Origin of the sequence: Pseudomonas sp. WS 5532 (assembly GCF_012985445.1) — a bacterium.
GTDB lineage: Bacteria > Pseudomonadota > Gammaproteobacteria > Pseudomonadales > Pseudomonadaceae > Aquipseudomonas > Aquipseudomonas edaphica.
On sequence record NZ_JAAQWK010000002.1, the window covers coordinates 165,467 to 181,074 of the forward strand.

12 protein-coding genes are annotated in these 15,608 nt (G+C 61.8%); 3 read left to right on the top strand and 9 right to left on the bottom strand.

What is annotated here, in order from left to right; all coding sequences use genetic code 11:
- From HBO23_RS04325 to tssA, 9 genes are all read right to left on the bottom strand, one after another.
- Nucleotides 1-1,941, bottom strand: coding sequence for a type VI secretion system tip protein VgrG (locus HBO23_RS04325; RefSeq protein ID WP_099550246.1), 1,941 nt, complete (start codon nucleotides 1,939-1,941; stop codon nucleotides 1-3).
- A gap of 187 nt (nucleotides 1,942-2,128) precedes the next feature.
- On the bottom strand, nucleotides 2,129-4,783 hold the full coding sequence (tssH, locus tag HBO23_RS04330; protein WP_169988091.1) for a type VI secretion system ATPase TssH: 2,655 nt from the start codon (nucleotides 4,781-4,783) through the stop codon (nucleotides 2,129-2,131).
- On the bottom strand, nucleotides 4,776-5,819 hold the full coding sequence (tssG, locus tag HBO23_RS04335) for a type VI secretion system baseplate subunit TssG (RefSeq protein WP_099550247.1): 1,044 nt from the start codon (nucleotides 5,817-5,819) through the stop codon (nucleotides 4,776-4,778). The genes tssH and tssG overlap by 8 nt, the downstream gene beginning before the upstream one ends.
- Nucleotides 5,783-7,642 carry a type VI secretion system baseplate subunit TssF gene (tssF, locus tag HBO23_RS04340; RefSeq protein WP_099550248.1) on the bottom strand — a complete coding sequence of 620 codons (1,860 nt, stop codon included), beginning with the start codon at nucleotides 7,640-7,642 and terminating at the stop codon, nucleotides 5,783-5,785. The genes tssG and tssF overlap by 37 nt, the downstream gene beginning before the upstream one ends.
- Nucleotides 7,639-8,154: a type VI secretion system baseplate subunit TssE gene (gene tssE / locus HBO23_RS04345; protein ID WP_026013585.1), complete on the bottom strand. Its 516-nt coding sequence runs from the start codon at nucleotides 8,152-8,154 to the stop codon at nucleotides 7,639-7,641. The genes tssF and tssE overlap by 4 nt, the downstream gene beginning before the upstream one ends.
- A gap of 78 nt (nucleotides 8,155-8,232) precedes the next feature.
- Complete coding sequence (locus HBO23_RS04350) at nucleotides 8,233-8,721, bottom strand: type VI secretion system tube protein Hcp (RefSeq protein WP_005792512.1); 489 nt, start codon at nucleotides 8,719-8,721, stop codon at nucleotides 8,233-8,235.
- A gap of 172 nt (nucleotides 8,722-8,893) precedes the next feature.
- The gene (gene tssC, locus HBO23_RS04355) at nucleotides 8,894-10,390 is read right to left on the bottom strand and encodes a type VI secretion system contractile sheath large subunit (RefSeq protein ID WP_017135822.1); all 1,497 of its coding nucleotides are present in this window, start codon (nucleotides 10,388-10,390) and stop codon (nucleotides 8,894-8,896) included.
- A gap of 2 nt (nucleotides 10,391-10,392) precedes the next feature.
- Entirely contained in the window at nucleotides 10,393-10,899 is a 507-nt protein-coding gene (gene tssB / locus HBO23_RS04360; RefSeq protein WP_017135823.1) for a type VI secretion system contractile sheath small subunit, read from the bottom strand.
- A 54-nt stretch (nucleotides 10,900-10,953) separates the two neighbouring features.
- Nucleotides 10,954-11,973 (bottom strand): type VI secretion system protein TssA, encoded by a 1,020-nt coding sequence (gene tssA / locus HBO23_RS04365; RefSeq protein ID WP_017135824.1) that lies wholly within the window; start codon nucleotides 11,971-11,973, stop codon nucleotides 10,954-10,956.
- 393 nt (nucleotides 11,974-12,366) lie between these two features.
- Here tssA and tagH point away from each other — a divergent pair, with 393 nt between their 5' ends.
- The 3 genes from tagH to tssK are packed head-to-tail and all read left to right on the top strand — an operon-like array spanning nucleotide 12,367 to nucleotide 15,606.
- Entirely contained in the window at nucleotides 12,367-13,689 is a 1,323-nt protein-coding gene (gene tagH / locus HBO23_RS04370) for a type VI secretion system-associated FHA domain protein TagH (protein WP_170036684.1), read from the top strand.
- A gap of 56 nt (nucleotides 13,690-13,745) precedes the next feature.
- The gene (gene tssJ, locus HBO23_RS04375; protein WP_099550251.1) at nucleotides 13,746-14,255 is read left to right on the top strand and encodes a type VI secretion system lipoprotein TssJ; all 510 of its coding nucleotides are present in this window, start codon (nucleotides 13,746-13,748) and stop codon (nucleotides 14,253-14,255) included.
- A gap of 16 nt (nucleotides 14,256-14,271) precedes the next feature.
- Nucleotides 14,272-15,606: a type VI secretion system baseplate subunit TssK gene (gene tssK, locus HBO23_RS04380; RefSeq protein ID WP_138450366.1), complete on the top strand. Its 1,335-nt coding sequence runs from the start codon at nucleotides 14,272-14,274 to the stop codon at nucleotides 15,604-15,606.
- Nucleotides 15,607-15,608: the final 2 nt, after the last annotated feature.

Below are 15,608 nucleotides of genomic sequence, written 5' to 3' on the forward strand. Positions count from 1 at the left end.
TCAGGAGCTTTTAGGCGTGGGGAACGCGGCTTTGATATTGGCGTCGATGCTGGCTTTGACGCCTTGGCCATCGGGCGTGGCGCCAGCGCCGCCGCCGTTGTTGAGGTGCAGAAGGCCACCGGTATTAAACTCGGCATCGCCGCTGGCATAGAAGCTGATGTTCACACCCGTGAGGTTGATCTGGCCGCTGGCATTCAACTCCAGAATGCTTTCGCCGCAGACCAGCCGCAGGTTCTCGCCCACTTCAATCACGTAGCTCTGGCTGATGCTGTCGGTCTTCCTTTGGCCCACCGAGAGAATGTCCTCCTGCTTGACGATGCGCAGGCGGTTATTACCAATCATCACCGTCTCGTTATGCCCAATGCTCTTGTTGCGGTCATGCCCCACCGAGTGGCTTTCATCCACCTCCACCACGATGTCCTGATTGCGCTCGGCGTGGATATACAGCTGCTCCAGCCCCTTCTTGTCCTCCATACGGATTTCATTGAAGTTGGCCGGCGTGCCGCCTTTGCTGGAGCGGCTTTTCATGCCGCTCTGGGTGGCGTTTTCCGGCAGGTCGTAAGGCACGGTCTGCTCGGCGTTGTAGACACGGCCGGTGATGATCGGGCGGTCCGGGTCGCCTTCCAGAAAGCTCACGATCACTTCCTGGCCGATCCGTGGGATCTGCATCGAGCCCCAGTTTTTACCGGCCCAGGACTGCGACACACGAATCCAGCACGAGCTGTTTTCGTTGGATTGGTCGTGACGGTCCCAGTAGAAGTGCACCTTCACGCGGCCGTACTGGTCGGTCCAGATTTCCTCGCCCTTGGGGCCGACCACCAGCGCAGTCTGCGGGCCTTTGACGATGGGCCGATAGGTGCTGGCCAGCGGTCGGAAGCTTTGTTGGGCGTCAATACAGGTGAGGCTGCTTTCGAACTGCGCCGACCCTGAGCCGCCGCCGGTTTCCAGGCTTTCCTGGACGATGGCATAGCGGCAGCCGACGATCAGGTATTCGCGGTTCTGGTCCTGGCGGCTGAAGCCGGTGAGGCTGAACAAATGGCCTGAGCCCAGGCCCCGCGCATTACCGTTGAACTCGATCTGCTCATGCAGGGTTTGCAGGGCTTCGATGCGGGTGCGCGCATAGTGCTCACCGTCGGCGCTTTGCACGTAGGTGCCGGGGTAGTCGTACAGCGGGTAGTCGCCGGCGGTGTGCGGGCGCGGCATGGCCGAGCGCACGTCGATACTGGCGCTGGGGCGCTGGAAGTCGTAGTCGTTAAGCTCCAGCGACCCAGGCTGCACTTCCTGCGCCAGGTGCCAGTTGTGCATATGGTCGCGTTCGCGCTGCTGCTCGTCCTTGGGGTAGTACGGGATCGACGCATAGCCCGGCACCGTGGTGTGGGCGCCATAAGCATCGGCCAACACCAGCACATGACGGTCCTGTTCATGGCGGAAGAAGTAGTAGATACCTTCCTGTTCCATCAAGCGGCTGACGAAATCGAAGCTGGTCTCGCGGTACTGCACGCAGTATTCCCACTCGCGATAAGGGCGGCTCAGCGCGTCTTCGAAGTCGGAAAAACCCAGGTCGCGGAACACTTGCTTGATGATCTGCGGGATGCTCAGGTTCTGGAAAATCCGGCAGTCCGAGGTGCGGCTGAGCAGCCAGAACCACGGGCGCAGGGTCACCTGATAACTGGCGAACTGGCCTTGGTCGATATTCTGGCTGCAACGCGCAACGATGCCGTGGAAGTGCCGCTCGCCACCGTCCGCCAGCTGCACGCCAACGCTCATCGGCTTGCCCAGCAACTGGTTAAGGTCGATGTTGGCGTCCAGAGAGGTCAGTCGCAGCTCATAGTTGAACAACCTGCCCAGCTCTTCGCCGCCGCCCATTTCATTGAGCAGCAGCACATCCGGCCCGAGCGGGCTGGTGATCTTGGCCAGGCGTGAGGCTTGGTTGAATAGCATCGGTAGTCCCGTAAATACCTAAATAACTGAAGAAACCGAATCCAACTGTGGGAGCGGGCTTGTGTGGGCGCCGGGCTTGCCCGCGATGCAGGCACCTCGGTGTGGCAGGCGCACTGAGGTGATGCTATCGCAGGCAAGCCAGCTCCCACACAAGCCCACTCCCACAGTTGAATTGCGTTTCGTCAGGTCAATCGCTGAAGTCGTAGTGCAATTCATTATCCCGGCTGCTGATACGCACACCCGCCAGTGCCTTGCCTTCGAGCATGCGCGTAAGAAACTCACGGCTCATGTCCGGCAGCAGGCTGTTGGTGAGAATGGTGTCGATCATGCGCCCGCCACTTTCGGTTTCGGTGCAGCGCGAGACGATCAAATCGACCACAGCGTCGTCGTAATCGAAGGCGACTTTGTGGGTGTTCTCCACGCGCTTTTTGATGCGGCCCAGTTGCAGGCGGGTAATCGCCTTGAGCATTTCGTCGCTCAGCGGGTAATACGGAATCGTCACCAAACGGCCCAGCAGTGCCGGCGGAAAAATCTCCAGCAGCGGTTGGCGCAGCGCCTTGGCGATTTCTTCCGGCTCCGGGATGTTCGCCGGGTCTTTGCACACGTGGGAAATCAGCTCGGTACCGGCGTTGGTGGTCAGCAGGATCAGGGTGTTCTTGAAGTCGATCACCCGGCCTTCGCCGTCCTCCATCACGCCCTTGTCGAACACCTGGAAGAAGATCTCGTGCACGTCCGGGTGGGCTTTTTCCACCTCGTCCAGCAGCACCACGCTGTAGGGTTTGCGCCGCACCGCTTCGGTTAGCACGCCGCCTTCGCCGTAGCCGATATAACCCGGTGGCGCGCCCTTGAGTGTGGACACGGTGTGGGCTTCCTGGAACTCGCTCATGTTGATGGTGATGACGTTCTGCTCACCGCCGTACATGGCTTCGGCCAGGGCCAGGGCGGTTTCGGTCTTGCCCACACCCGAGGTGCCGGCGAGCATGAACACGCCAATCGGCTTGCTTGGGTTATCGAGCCCGGCGCGGGAGGTCTGGATGCGCTTGGCGATCATCTGCAAGGCATGGTCCTGGCCGATGATGCGTTTCTTCAGGTGCTGGTCGAGGTTGAGCACTGTCTCCAACTCGTTGCGCGCCATGCGGCCCACCGGGATGCCGGTCCAGTCGGCGACCACCGAGGCCACGGCCTGGTAATCCACGGTCGGCAAGATCAGCGGGGTTTCGCCTTGCAGCGCAGTGAGGCGTTGTTGCAGGTCGAGCAGTTGGGCGCGCAACTCATCGTTGCCGCTGTCTACCACGCCAGCTTTTTCGCGCAAGGTCGCGCGAGTTGCCAATAGCTCATCAACCAGGGTTTTTTCTTCGGCCCAGCGGCTTTCCAGAGTCGCCAGGCGCTCACGTTCGGCGCTCAGCAAGGTTTCGCTATTGGTTTGGCGCGCACCAATGGCGATACCGATGGCATGCTCGCGGGCGATGATTTGCAGCTCGGTTTCCAGCGCTTCGATGCGACGGCGGCTGTCGTCCACTTCGGCTGGTACGGCGTGCAAGCTGATGGCGACGCGTGCGCAGGCAGTGTCCAGCAAGCTGACGGACTTGTCTGGCAACTGACGTGCGGGGATGTAGCGGTGGGACAACTTCACCGAGGCTTCCAGGGCTTCATCAAGGATCTGCACCTGATGGTGTTTTTCCATGGTCGAGGCCACGCCGCGCATCATCAGCAGCGCTTTGTCTTCCGACGGCTCGGCAACCTGTACCACCTGGAAGCGGCGGGTCAGGGCCGGGTCTTTCTCGATGTGTTTTTTGTACTCGGCCCAGGTCGTGGCGGCCACGGTACGCAAGGTGCCACGGGCCAGCGCAGGCTTGAGCAAGTTGGCGGCGTCGCCAGTCCCGGCGGCGCCACCGGCACCTACCAGGGTGTGGGCTTCGTCGATAAACAGAATGATCGGCTTGGGCGAAGCCTGCACGTCTTCGATGACCTGGCGCAGGCGCTGTTCGAACTCGCCCTTCATGCTGGCACCGGCTTGCAGCAGGCCCACGTCGAGGCTGCGCAGTTCCACATCCTTGAGCGCAGGCGGCACGTCACCGGCGACGATGCGCAGGGCGAACCCTTCGACTACAGCGGTCTTGCCCACGCCGGCTTCGCCAGTGAGGATCGGATTGTTCTGACGTCGACGCATCAGGATGTCCACCAGTTGGCGGATCTCTTCATCACGCCCCACGATCGGGTCGAGTTTGCCACTGCGCGCTTGTTCGGTCAGGTCGACGGTGAAGCGCTTGAGCGCTTCCTGCTTGCCCATCGCACTCGGCGCCATGGCACCGCTGGCTTCGCCAGGTACGCCGGCGTTGAAGCCATCGCTGGCGCTCAACGCATTCTCCGGTGAGTCGCCGACGTATTCGTCAAAACGCTCGCTCAAGGCTTCGGGTTTGATCTTGTCGAACTCGGCGGACAAGCCCAGCAGCGCATGGCGCAGGCTCGGCGTCTTCAGGATACCCAGCACCAGGTAGCCGGTACGCACCTGGCTTTCGCCGAACATCAGGCTGCCATAGACCCAGCCGCGCTCTACCGCTTCTTCCACATGCGACGACAAGTCGGTGATCGACGTCGAACCACGCGGTAAGCGGTCCAGCGCTTCGGTCAGGTCACGGGCCAGGCGCGCCGGCTCCACGTTGAACTGGCGGATGATGCGGTGCAGGTCCGAGTCCTGCAGTTGCAGCAACTGGTGAAACCAGTGGGCCAGTTCCACATACGGGTTGCCCCGCAGTTTGCAGAACACGGTGGCGGCTTCGATGGCCTTATAGGCCACGCTGTTGAGTTTGCCGAACAGTGCGGCGCGACTGATTTCACCCATGCTCTGGATTCCTTGAGGTAGTGGCGTGATCGGCGTAATGCCGGGCCAGGATTAGGTCGTTGGCGTCATGCTCGGGTTGGCCGAGCCAAGTGTTGAAGCCCAGGCGGAAGTGGCCATTAAGTTGCAGCTTTGGGACTTCGGGTTGTTGCAAAACCAGGTTCAAGTCCCAGTCCAGTTCATGACCCAGGTACTCGGCCACCCACGCCACCAGCTCGTTGAACGGCTGGCTGCCGGGCAGCATGCCCATGTAATCGTCCAGCTTGAGCGGGCCGAGGCGGATGCGGAATTTATGCTGGCGATCCCACACATGGCTGCCCAGGCAAAAGTCCACGCCCAACTGGTTGGCGCTGACACTCACGCGGCTGCGCTCTGGCAGTTCCAGCCACTGGCCGACGTATTCTTCAATCTCTACCGGCAGGCCGAAGTACTCGCTGAGAATGGCCTTCAAGCCGTCCGGGTAGCGGGTTTGCGCCGACAGGTGACCGCTGTAGTGCAGCTTCGCGGTATCCGGAATCAACCCCTGATTCAGCAGGCTCGGCATGCCTCGACCACACAGCGCTGCGAGGCGCGCGGACCAGTAGTCATCATCCGGGCGGTCGTGGCTGACGGTCGGTCGCGCCTCGGCCCAGGCCCGGTAAAACAGGCTGAGCAGGCGATGGTGGAACACATCCAAAAACTGTTTGCTGGTGCTGTCGGCGTTGTTGCGCTGGCGTTCGCGCACGTACTCGGTGATATGCAGCGGCAACGGGCCGTTGGGGCCGCCGAGGCCGAAAAAGAATTGCTCCAGCCGCGCTGGTTTGCCATCGCCGCCAGGGTCGACCGAGGCCAATGTGGCCGGTGCGAAGGTGCAGTCCGCCTGCTGCCCCAGGCGCAGCGGGTCATCGGCCAGGCGCAGGGAATGGCCCAGGCGCGGCAGCGCTGGCGATTCGCACTCGATACGTCGCAGCGCCTGGAAGAAATCGTATTCCCAGGGCTCCTGATGCATCGCATCCAGTGTGTTCACAGGGTCGGACGTCGACCGGGCTTGGCTTTCCATCGCATGATCTCGCCGCGTTCGGTGGTACGGATCACCGTCTCGGTAAAGCTGTTGATCGACACATAACGTGCCAGGAAGCGTTCCAGCACCGCACCGAGCAGAAACACGCCGGTGCCGCGAAACGCGTTTTCATCGAATTCCAGGGTGATTTCCAGACCGCGCCCAAACACGATCGGGCCGGGCATCGGCAGGCGCCGGGTCACCGCTTTGCTGCTGACCTCACGTAAACCTTCGATCTGTAATTGCAGCGCCGCGTCGTTGCTGTCGCCATACAAGCGCAACAGTTCGCGCAAGGCGCCGGCGCCCTGGCCCTGCTCGCTCAGCGACAGGTAGTTGAGCGACAGCTGGCTGATCAGGCGCCAAGCCTTGGCGTCATGGGCATGGCTGGCACGCGGACGACTCGGCCCGGCCACGCAGCGCACCGACAACACCGGCGCGCTGTCGGCCAAGGTGAAGTCGGTCTTGCCGTTGCCCACGCTCATGAACAGCGGCAAATCGCGGTTGGTACACAGCGCGGTCACGCCGAGCTGGCGCAAATCATGGCGGTACGGCGCTTGCTGGCTGTCGACCAGGCTGACAAAGGTTTCGCTGCCCACATAGGTAGAGCGCGGGCCGTTACGGCGTTGGTCGCTGGACAACACGCGAGGTTCACGGCGCAGGGTGTAGTACGCCTGGTCGCGGCCATAACGCGATGGATCACGCACCGCATAGAACGGCAGGAACGGCTGCTCCGGCCCAGTGCCATGGCCGGTGATGCCGCTCAACGAGTGAATTTCGAAATCCATCGGCCGCGTGCGGTCGGCGATGACATGGTGTTCGTTGACACGGTCCGACAGGTGAATGCGGTCCACGCGTTTGGGAAACAAGTTGATCGCCGGCGTGCAGAACGGCATGAACTGCGCCGCGCCGACGCTGCCTTCCAGGCTCGGCTCGTGACGGTCGAACAGCACGATCAGCTCCAACTCCTGGCCGTCGCAGCGTTTCACCGCACGGCTCAGCTGCGCGAATTCAACGAACAGGAAGCGGTGGGGCAGGGCGAAGTATTCCTGCAGTAGCCGATAACCCTGAAACGCGCGCGCCACCACCGGCATGGCCGCATCGGCATCGTCAAAACCACGGGAGCGCAGCGCGTCTTGCGGCAGGCGCTCGACCCAATCACCACCGGGTTTGCGAGCAAACACGGCGCAGGCGTTGCCGAGTAACTGTTCGTAGAGCCGAAACGGCTGCTCATCGGCACCGCTGAGGTACAGCGGCAGGTTATCGAGGTCGAGGCTGTTGAAGGGTAATTCGGCGCCGGTGCGCAGAGTCAGGCGCAGGCCGGCTTTGGCTTTGGGCTCGCTGGCGGCCAGGCGTCCCAGCACAGCGGCGGGGTTGCCGAAGTACTCAGCATTACTGACTTGCAACGGCCACAGCGTCACCGGGTGCGCGGTGCGGTACTCGCAGCAGGTCTGGGTTTCGCGGCCCAAGGCGGCGCGCAACACTGTGTCGCGCGGCAATAGGAAACCACTGGCCAGCGAGCCTTCGTCGGGGTCGGTCTGCATTTGCACCACGGTCATCGACGGCGTGGGCGCGAGGTAGTGCGGGTAGGCGATTTCCAGCAGGTTATGGGTGAAGGTCGGGTACTCGGCGTCGAGCTTGAGCTGCACCCGGGCAGTCAGGTAGGCAAAGCCTTCGAGCAAGCGTTCGACGTACGGGTCGGCGCAGTCCATGCCGGACAACGTCAGCCGACTGGCGATCTTCGGGTATTCCTTGGCGAACTCGGCGGCGCTTTCGCGCACGTGGTGCAGTTCCTGGTTGTACAGCTCCAGCAGGCGCGGGTTCATGGGCGCCTCCGCTGGTCGGCATTGACCACACGCACATGCCCGGATTCCAGATCGAGGTCGGTTTGCAGCAGCAGGCGCAACGGCACCGGCTGCGCCCACAGGTCGCCTTCGATCTCGAAACTCAATGCGTTGTGGTTCATCTCGCCATGGCCCACGCGGGCTTTTACGCGCAGCGTGTGGCGCAAAATACGTGGTTCAAAAGTGGCAATCGCCTGGTAGATCAAGGCTTCCAGGGCTTTGATATCCACACTGGAAACGCTGTTGCCGGCCAGCGCAGGCAGGCCGTAATTGACCACCGATGTGCCAGCCGGGGTGTGCAACGTGGCATCGGCGTCGAGGAGCGACGTGGTGTTAAGCAACCACGCCAGGTCACGCAGCACCGAGGCTTTTAATTGGGTCAGGGACAGCACGCGTTTGTCGGCGCTTTCCTTGAGGTTGGTCGGGTCATCGTCGGTCAGCCGGTCCAGCAGGGACGGTTGCAGACGGTCGCGGGAAGCGATTTCAGTTACCACCAAAGCAGCTCCACGGACGGGCTAAGAGAGGGACAAGGTGCCAGGGGCCGCAGCGAGGTGCTGCGGCCGCCAGGGCTATCAGCGCTTGGTGTTGGAACGGATGTTCCAGCCAAACTTGATCGCGCCGCCGTCTTTGGTGCCGTCGGCTTTCTGCGGCTGGTAGTCGACCATCACCTGGGCAAAGTTCAGGGTGACGTTTTCGGTCAGGCGATCATCGGTGCCCGAGCCGCCGGTGCTCAGGGACGTGACCAGCACTTCTTCCAGGTTGATCACCATGTACTCGACCTGGCTTTCGCCGCCGGCCTTGCGCACGGTCAGCTTGACCTTGTCGATGTGCTTGCCGCTGGCGCAGTGCATCATCAGGTTGGGCGAAGCCTTGTCGACGTACTTGGTCAGCGACAGGTCCTGGATATTCACCTTGCCCGCGCCGCCACCGCCGCCCACATGCATGTTGCCGGACTGGGCCATGCCCCAGCTCCAGTTCAGCACGTCGATTTCGTCCTTGTGGGCCTTGTCCATGGACTCGCCCTTGATGTCGCCGATCTTGATGAAAATATCAACAGCCATGTTTTCTCCCTGTGTGGCACGGGCCACTGAATTTGGTGATGCCCAAAGGGGCAATGCTGTTCTGTGGGAGCTGGCTTGCCTGCGATTGCATCACCGCGGTCTGACTGACAAACCGAGGTGCCTGCATCGCGGGCAAGCCCGGCTCCCACAGAAGAGCCGGTTCAACCGTTAGTTATGCGCTTTTTGCCGAAGGCAGTTTCGATACCAGGCGCAACGACACGGTCAGCCCTTCGAGCTGGTAGTGCGGGCGCAGGTAGAACTTGGAGTTGTAGTAACCCGGGTTGCCTTCGACGTCTTCCACGATCACCTCGGCGGCGGCCAACGGGTGCTGGGCCTTGGTGGTTTCGGTGGAGTGCGCAGGGTCGCCGTCGACGTAGTTGAGGATCCAGTCCTGCAACCAACGCTGCATCTCGTCCTTCTCTTTGAAGGAACCGATCTTGTCGCGCACGATGCACTTCAAGTAGTGGGCGAAGCGGCAGGTGGCGAACAGGTACGGCAGGCGCGCGGCCAGGTTGGCGTTGGCGGTGGCGTCCGGGTCGTCGTATTCGGCCGGTTTCTGCAACGACTGGGCGCCGATGAACGCGGCGAAGTCGGTGTTTTTCTTGTGCAGCAGCGGCATGAAACCGTTCTTCGCCAGCTCCGCTTCACGGCGGTCGCTGATGGCGATTTCGGTCGGGCACTTCATGTCCACGCCACCGTCATCGGTAGGGAACGTATGGGCCGGGAGGTTTTCCACTTCACCGCCGGATTCCACGCCACGGATGCGCGAGCACCAGCCGTAGTGTTTGAACGAGCGGTTGATGTTCACCGCCATCGCGTAGGCGGCGTTGGCCCAGGTGTACTTGGAGCTGTCGGCGCCGTCGGTGTTTTCTTCGAAGGCGAAGGCTTCCACCGGGTCGGTCTTGGCGCCATACGGCAGGCGCGCCAGGAAGCGCGGCATGGTCAGGCCGATGTAGCGCGAGTCTTCCGATTCACGCAGCGAGCGCCAGCCAGCGTATTCCGGGGTGGTGAAAATCTTGGTCAGGTCGCGCGGGTTCGACAGTTCCTGCCACGAACCCATGCCCATCACGGTGGGCGAAGCAGCGGCAATGAATGGCGCGTGCATGGCGGCGCAGACCTTCGACAACTCACCCAGCAACTCGACGTCCGGTGGAGACTGGTCGAAGTAGTAATCGCCCACCAGGCAACCGTACGGTTCGCCGCCGAACTGGCCGTATTCTTCTTCGTACATCTTCTTGAAGATCGGGCTCTGGTCCCACGCCGTGCCCTTGAATTTCTTCAGGGTCTTGTGCAGTTCAGGTTTGGCGATATTGAGCACGCGAATCTTCAGTTGCTCGTCGCTCTCGGTGTTGTTGACCAGGTAGTGCAGGCCACGCCAGGCGCTTTCCAGCTGCTGGAAATCCGGGTGGTGGATGATCTGGTTGACCTGGGCGGTGAGCTTGGCGTCGATGGCGGCGATGATCGATTCGATCGACTTGATCGCGTCATTGGAGACCAGGTCCGTCTGCGCCAGGGCTTGTTCGGCCAGGGTGCGCACAGCGGTTTCCACGGCTTCGCGGGCACGCTCGGTCTTGGGTTTGAATTCTTGCAGCAGCAGGTTGGCGAACTCGCTGGCTTCTTCGGTAGCACCCAGGATCTGGCTGCCTTCGCGGGCGGTATTGTCGGTCATGATTACTGGTCCCCTGCTGGCTTAGGCGCGCTGGCAAGTGCCTGAAGCAGTGCCGGGTCCTTGATCGCCTTCATGATGATTTCTTCAGCGCCGGTCTTGCCGTCCATGTAGGTCAGCAGGTTGGCCAACTGGGTGCGGGCTTCGAGCAGTTGCTTGAGCGAATCGACTTTGCGGGCCACAGCGGCCGGGCTGAAGTCGTCCATGCTTTCGAAGGTGATGTCCAGGCTCAGGTTGCCTTCGCCGGTCAGCTCATTCGGTACGTGGAAGGCTACGCGTGGCTGCATGGCCTTGAGGCGCGAGTCGAAGTTGTCGACGTCTACCTCAAGGAACTTGCGATCAGCCACAGGCGCCAGCGGCTCGGCAGGCTTGCCGGCGAGGTCGGCCATCACGCCCATCACGAAGGGCAACTGGACCTTTTTCTCGGCGCCGTAAAGCTCGACGTCGTACTCGATCTGCACTCGAGGCGCACGGTTGCGCGCGATGAATTTCTGAGAACTTTGCTTCGCCACGTTGCTGCTCCTGGTCGCTTGAGCGACGGTGTTGTTACTGCACAGTCCGGCGGCTTATTCGCTTTCCGGGCCGCGCAGGTTTTCAAATTGGGACATGCCGTCGGGGATCAGATTGCGCACGATGGCCGCAAAGTCGGCGTGCACCAGATGCTTCGCCCGGTTCAACAGCACCGGCAGCGGGCTCGAAGGCTCGTGCCGGGTGTAGTACGCAAGGATCTTGTCGAGGCTGCGCAGCACGTCATCGCGGGTGGCGATGTCGCCCGTTGGGCGCGGTGCTGCGGGGGCGGCGGCGAAATCGACCGAGGGGGCATTGTCTTCACTGACAGCCTCGGGTTCGCTGCTGCCTGCAGGGTCGGGTACGGCTTGATTGAGGATCTGCAGCGCCTGCTTGAGCGGTTGCTTCAGCAGGCTCAGGTCCACGCCCTGGGCCGAGCCGACCTGGTCGCTGACTTGTTGTTCGATGGCCTCGCAGGCGGCACGCGCGGCGCTCAGGGCGTCGCGCGTGGCTTGCAGCTGCTCGGGGTCGCTGTCGAGGAACGCGGCGTTGAGTTGCTGGGCGCCGAGTTGTTCATCCGGGAAGTTCGACAGGCCGCTGGCGTTGAGCGCCGCGCGCAGGCTCACTGGCCCAAACGTGCGCGAGCGCGTGAGGATGCTCTCGCGCAGCAAGCGTATGGTTGCGTCGCTGGTCAAGCCGGACAGGGCGTTGATGCGTACGGTGGGGTCGTTATCGTCGTCGGCATCCAGGCGCGGGTACAGGTCGGCCCAGTATTCGCGCAGCAGCGCGTTGATCAGCGTAAGGACTTCGGCAAGCCCGGCCACACCCTGGAGGGCGAGGGAGCTTTGCAACAGGAAATGGGTGATGCGCAGGTCTTTGCTGCGTTGCAACAAGTCGAGGCTTTGCTGCTGGATGCTACGCCACTGCGGGGGTTCGGCGGGCAGGATCGAGTCGCCCATGCTGCGCTCGGGTTGGCCCTTGGCGTCACGTTCCAATTGAAGGAATTGCGCGTCATATTCCATGTCTTCACCACAGGGCGAAGTCGCGGAAACGGCGGCGAGCAGCAACGGCACATCCACTTGATTCGATCTCCTTATCAGCCCGTTAGACGGCGGGCAATGCATGCATAAGTTACGCAATGAACTTTGCATGTTTTCTTGGTCATATATTCAGTGCGCCACTATTGCGCCATCACTTATGTTCAAGAAGTTGTGCATTTTTGGTGTAGTAGTTACGCGTTGTCAAGGTAAGCTACTCGCCCTCTGTGACAGATGTGCGGTGTTTAACACACTGCGCGACTGACGGGTCTGACGGCGGCCCAGGACAGGGTTTTTGTCACAGAAGCCGGTTAAGATCAGCAATCATGCTGACAAAAGCAGATTTTACGGTCGTTTGCACGACTTGGCAGGGCGCTTGCGGGAAGCGCCCTCCCTTGGAATAGGCCGCGCGCGATGTATCAGCAAGGAGGCAAGATGTCGCTGTGTTTGACTATCACTAGTTATCACAAGATTACCCCTGGGCAATGCCCTGAAAAGTCCATGGATCAGGGCGTGATGGCTATTGGCCGCAATTCCGACAATGACTGGGTACTGCCTGACCCAGAGCGGTTAGTCTCCTCGCAACATTGCGTTATTCAATACAAAGATGGCCGTTACTACCTAACCGATAACAGTACGAACGGCGTGGAGCTGGTTAAGGCCGGCATCCGAATGCGCAGAGGGAACAGCGAGCCGTTGCAGGATGGCGAGTTGATCCGCATCGGCGATTACGAGATCCAGGCACGTATCGACTTCAATGTGCAGGCGCTTGATAGCCAGCCGTTCAGCGGCGATTCGCCGAACAGTTTTGAAGCGCTGATGGGCGCGGTGGCGAACAAGCCTGCACCTTCACCTGTGATCGCGCCGCAGTTCCAGGGCGCCTCGTCGATGGACACGCTGCCGGACCTGTTCGACTTCCTCACCCCGACTACCGTGCCGCCGCCAACCGTGGCGGACCACGTACCCAGCGAGCAGCACGATTTTCGTCCGCCAACGCCGGTCGCGGTGCCTGTGGTCGAGCAACCCGTGGTGTCGGGCTCGGTTATTCCTGAAGACTGGGATTTGTTCGGCGACACGCCCGCGCCCGTTGTTGCAGCGCCACAACCGGTTGCACCACCTGAACCGCCAGCAGCGCCGGTCGTCCAGCCAACCGCCCCGGCCATCACCCAACAGCCCGACTTGCTGCAAGCCTTCCTGCGCGGCGCCGGGCTGGACCAATTGCGCCTCGACAAGGCTCAAGCCGAAGCACAAATGGAAAGCATCGGCCGCAGCTACCGCCTTATGGTCGAAGGCCTGATCGACGTGTTGCGTGCCCGCGCGAGCCTCAAGGGCGAGTTCCGCATGCAGCAGACGATGATCCAGCCGGCTGAAAACAATCCGTTGAAATTTGCGCCGAATGCTGACGAAGCCTTGCTGCTGCTGCTTCGTCATGGCAACCAAGCGTTTATGGCGCCGGACGTCGCCGTGCGCGAGAGTTTCGACGACCTGCGCGCTCACCAACTGGCAGTAATGGCCGGTGTGGAAGCGGCGATCAAACACCTGCTCACGCGTTTTGAACCGGCACAGCTGGAAGAGCGCATGGGCAAGCCCGCCGGGCTGTCGAGTCTGTTCAACGGCTCGCGCCAGGCGCAGTACTGGCAGCAGTTCACCGAGCTCTACAGCAATATTTCCCGTGAGGCCCAGGAAGATTTCCAGGACCTGTTCGGTCGCGAATTCAGCCGAGCATACGAAGAACACAGCGCACGACAGCGACGCTAAAACGCGCCGCAATAATGGATAAAACGGATAGCTAAGTACGTCATTGAGGACGCAGGATGATTCCCAGGTTTTTACTCGCAGCCGCCACCGCGCTGTTGCTGACGGCGTGTGCCAAGGACGCGGTCAAACCCGAGGTTGCCGCTGAAGCCGAAGCGGGCACTGCCGCCGTCGAGCTGCACTTTCACGCCATTGCCGGGCTAAACCCCGGCGCCAACGGCCAGGCTGCTCCGGTGCGGGTGCGCATTTTCGAACTGAAAAACGCCGCCACCTTCAGTCGCTCCGACTACTTCGCCTTGGCCGATCGCGCGCAATCCACCCTTGGCCTGGACCTGCTGGACCAGGATGAAGTGATGATCCAACCCGGCCAGCAACTGAGCATCCAGCGCGACCTTGACCCTTCCACACGCCAGATCGGCTTGTTGGTGGGCTATCGCGAGCTGGACCGCGCGCAATGGCGCACGGTGCTCACGGTTCCGGCGCGCCAATACACCGAATATCAGATCAGCCTCGATGTGCGCGCCGTACGCGCCGACGTCGTGGTTCCCCCATCCAGCCCTGCCCAATAAAACCCTCGGAGCCCCCATGTCCTGGAACAATCGCGTGGTCTGGTCGGAAGGCATGTTCATCGGAACGCAGCACTTCCAGCAGCATGACCGTTACCTGGAAAACCTCATCGACGCGCGCAGCCGACCGTTGTCCGCCGGTGCCTGGGGCTTTTCCGAGTTGCTTATTGATCAGGGCCTGCTGGCCCAGGGCAAGCTGGCGATCGTGTCGGCGCGTGGCCTGTTGCCCGACGGCACGCCGTTCAATATTCCCCAGGATGATCTGGCGCCGAGCCCGCTGAATATCGACGACAACCTGCGCGACGGCCTGGTGTACCTGGCCTTGCCGCTCAAGCGCGCCGGTGCGCGAGACACGGTGGATGAAGGCGAAGCGCTGGAAGCGGCACGGTACGTCAGCCAGGTGCGCGAAGTGCGCGACGATAACGCGCCGTTTGAAAACCGCGCGCCAGTGGCTGTGGGTTCCCGAGCGCTGCGCCTGTTGACCGCGCAGGATGGCATCAGTGACTACGCCGCCATCGGCCTGGTGCGCATCAAGGAAAAGCGTGCCGACCGTGCACTGGTGCTGGACGATACTTACATCCCACCGGTGCTGGACGTGGCCGCGAGCAAACCACTGACGGCCTTTCGCAGCGAACTGCTCGGCCTGTTGCACCAGCGCGGCGAAGCCCTGGCGGGCCGCGTGGTCGCCTCGGGCGCGGGTGGTGCTTCGGAAATTGCCGACTTCATGCTGCTGCAATTGGTCAACCGGGCGCAGCCGCTGATCCAGCATCTGAGCCAGTTAAGCCCGCTGCACCCTGAGCGGTTTTTCAGCGAGCTGGTGAGCCTGGCGGGTGAGTTCGCCACGTTTTCCACCACGGGCCGGCGCCCGCAGGAATACCCGCAATACCAACATGATGACCTGGCCCTGAGCTTCGCCCCGGTGATGGCAGCGTTGCGTGAAGCCTTGTCGATGCTGATCGACAGCAAAGCCACGCCGATCCCGATTGTGGAAAAAGCCTATGGCATCCACGTGGCCATGCTCGCCGACAAAACCCTGCTCGACAGCGCCAGTTTCATCCTCGTGGTACGCGCCGACGTGCCCGGCGAAACCCTGCGCGCCCGCTTCGGCCAGCAGAGCAAAGTCGGCTCGGTGGAGCACATCCGCGACATGGTCAACCTGCAATTGCCAGGTATCGGCCTGCTGCCGTTGCCGGTTGCGCCACGCCAGATCCCGTACCACGCAGGCAGCACCTATTACGAGCTGGACCGTGGCAGCGAGCACTGGCAGCAACTGAACAACTCCGGCGGCTTTGCCTTCCATATCGCCGGGCAGTTCCCGGGCTTGAACCTGGCCTTCTGGGCGATCCGAGGATAATT

Excerpts from the sequence above, each read along its gene's own strand:
- HBO23_RS04350 (WP_005792512.1), bottom strand. The coding sequence starts at position 8,721 with ATGGCTGTTGATATTTTCATCAAGATCGGCGACATCAAGGGCGAGTCC.
- tagH (WP_170036684.1), top strand. The coding sequence starts at position 12,367 with ATGTCGCTGTGTTTGACTATCACTAGTTATCACAAGATTACCCCTGGG.
- tssF (WP_099550248.1), bottom strand. The coding sequence starts at position 7,642 with ATGAACCCGCGCCTGCTGGAGCTGTACAACCAGGAACTGCACCACGTG.
- tssH (WP_169988091.1), bottom strand. The coding sequence starts at position 4,783 with ATGGGTGAAATCAGTCGCGCCGCACTGTTCGGCAAACTCAACAGCGTG.
- tssG (WP_099550247.1), bottom strand. The coding sequence starts at position 5,819 with ATGGAAAGCCAAGCCCGGTCGACGTCCGACCCTGTGAACACACTGGAT.
- tssJ (WP_099550251.1), top strand. The coding sequence starts at position 13,746 with ATGATTCCCAGGTTTTTACTCGCAGCCGCCACCGCGCTGTTGCTGACG.
- HBO23_RS04325 (WP_099550246.1), bottom strand. The coding sequence starts at position 1,941 with ATGCTATTCAACCAAGCCTCACGCCTGGCCAAGATCACCAGCCCGCTC.
- tssK (WP_138450366.1), top strand. The coding sequence starts at position 14,272 with ATGTCCTGGAACAATCGCGTGGTCTGGTCGGAAGGCATGTTCATCGGA.
- tssC (WP_017135822.1), bottom strand. The coding sequence starts at position 10,390 with ATGACCGACAATACCGCCCGCGAAGGCAGCCAGATCCTGGGTGCTACC.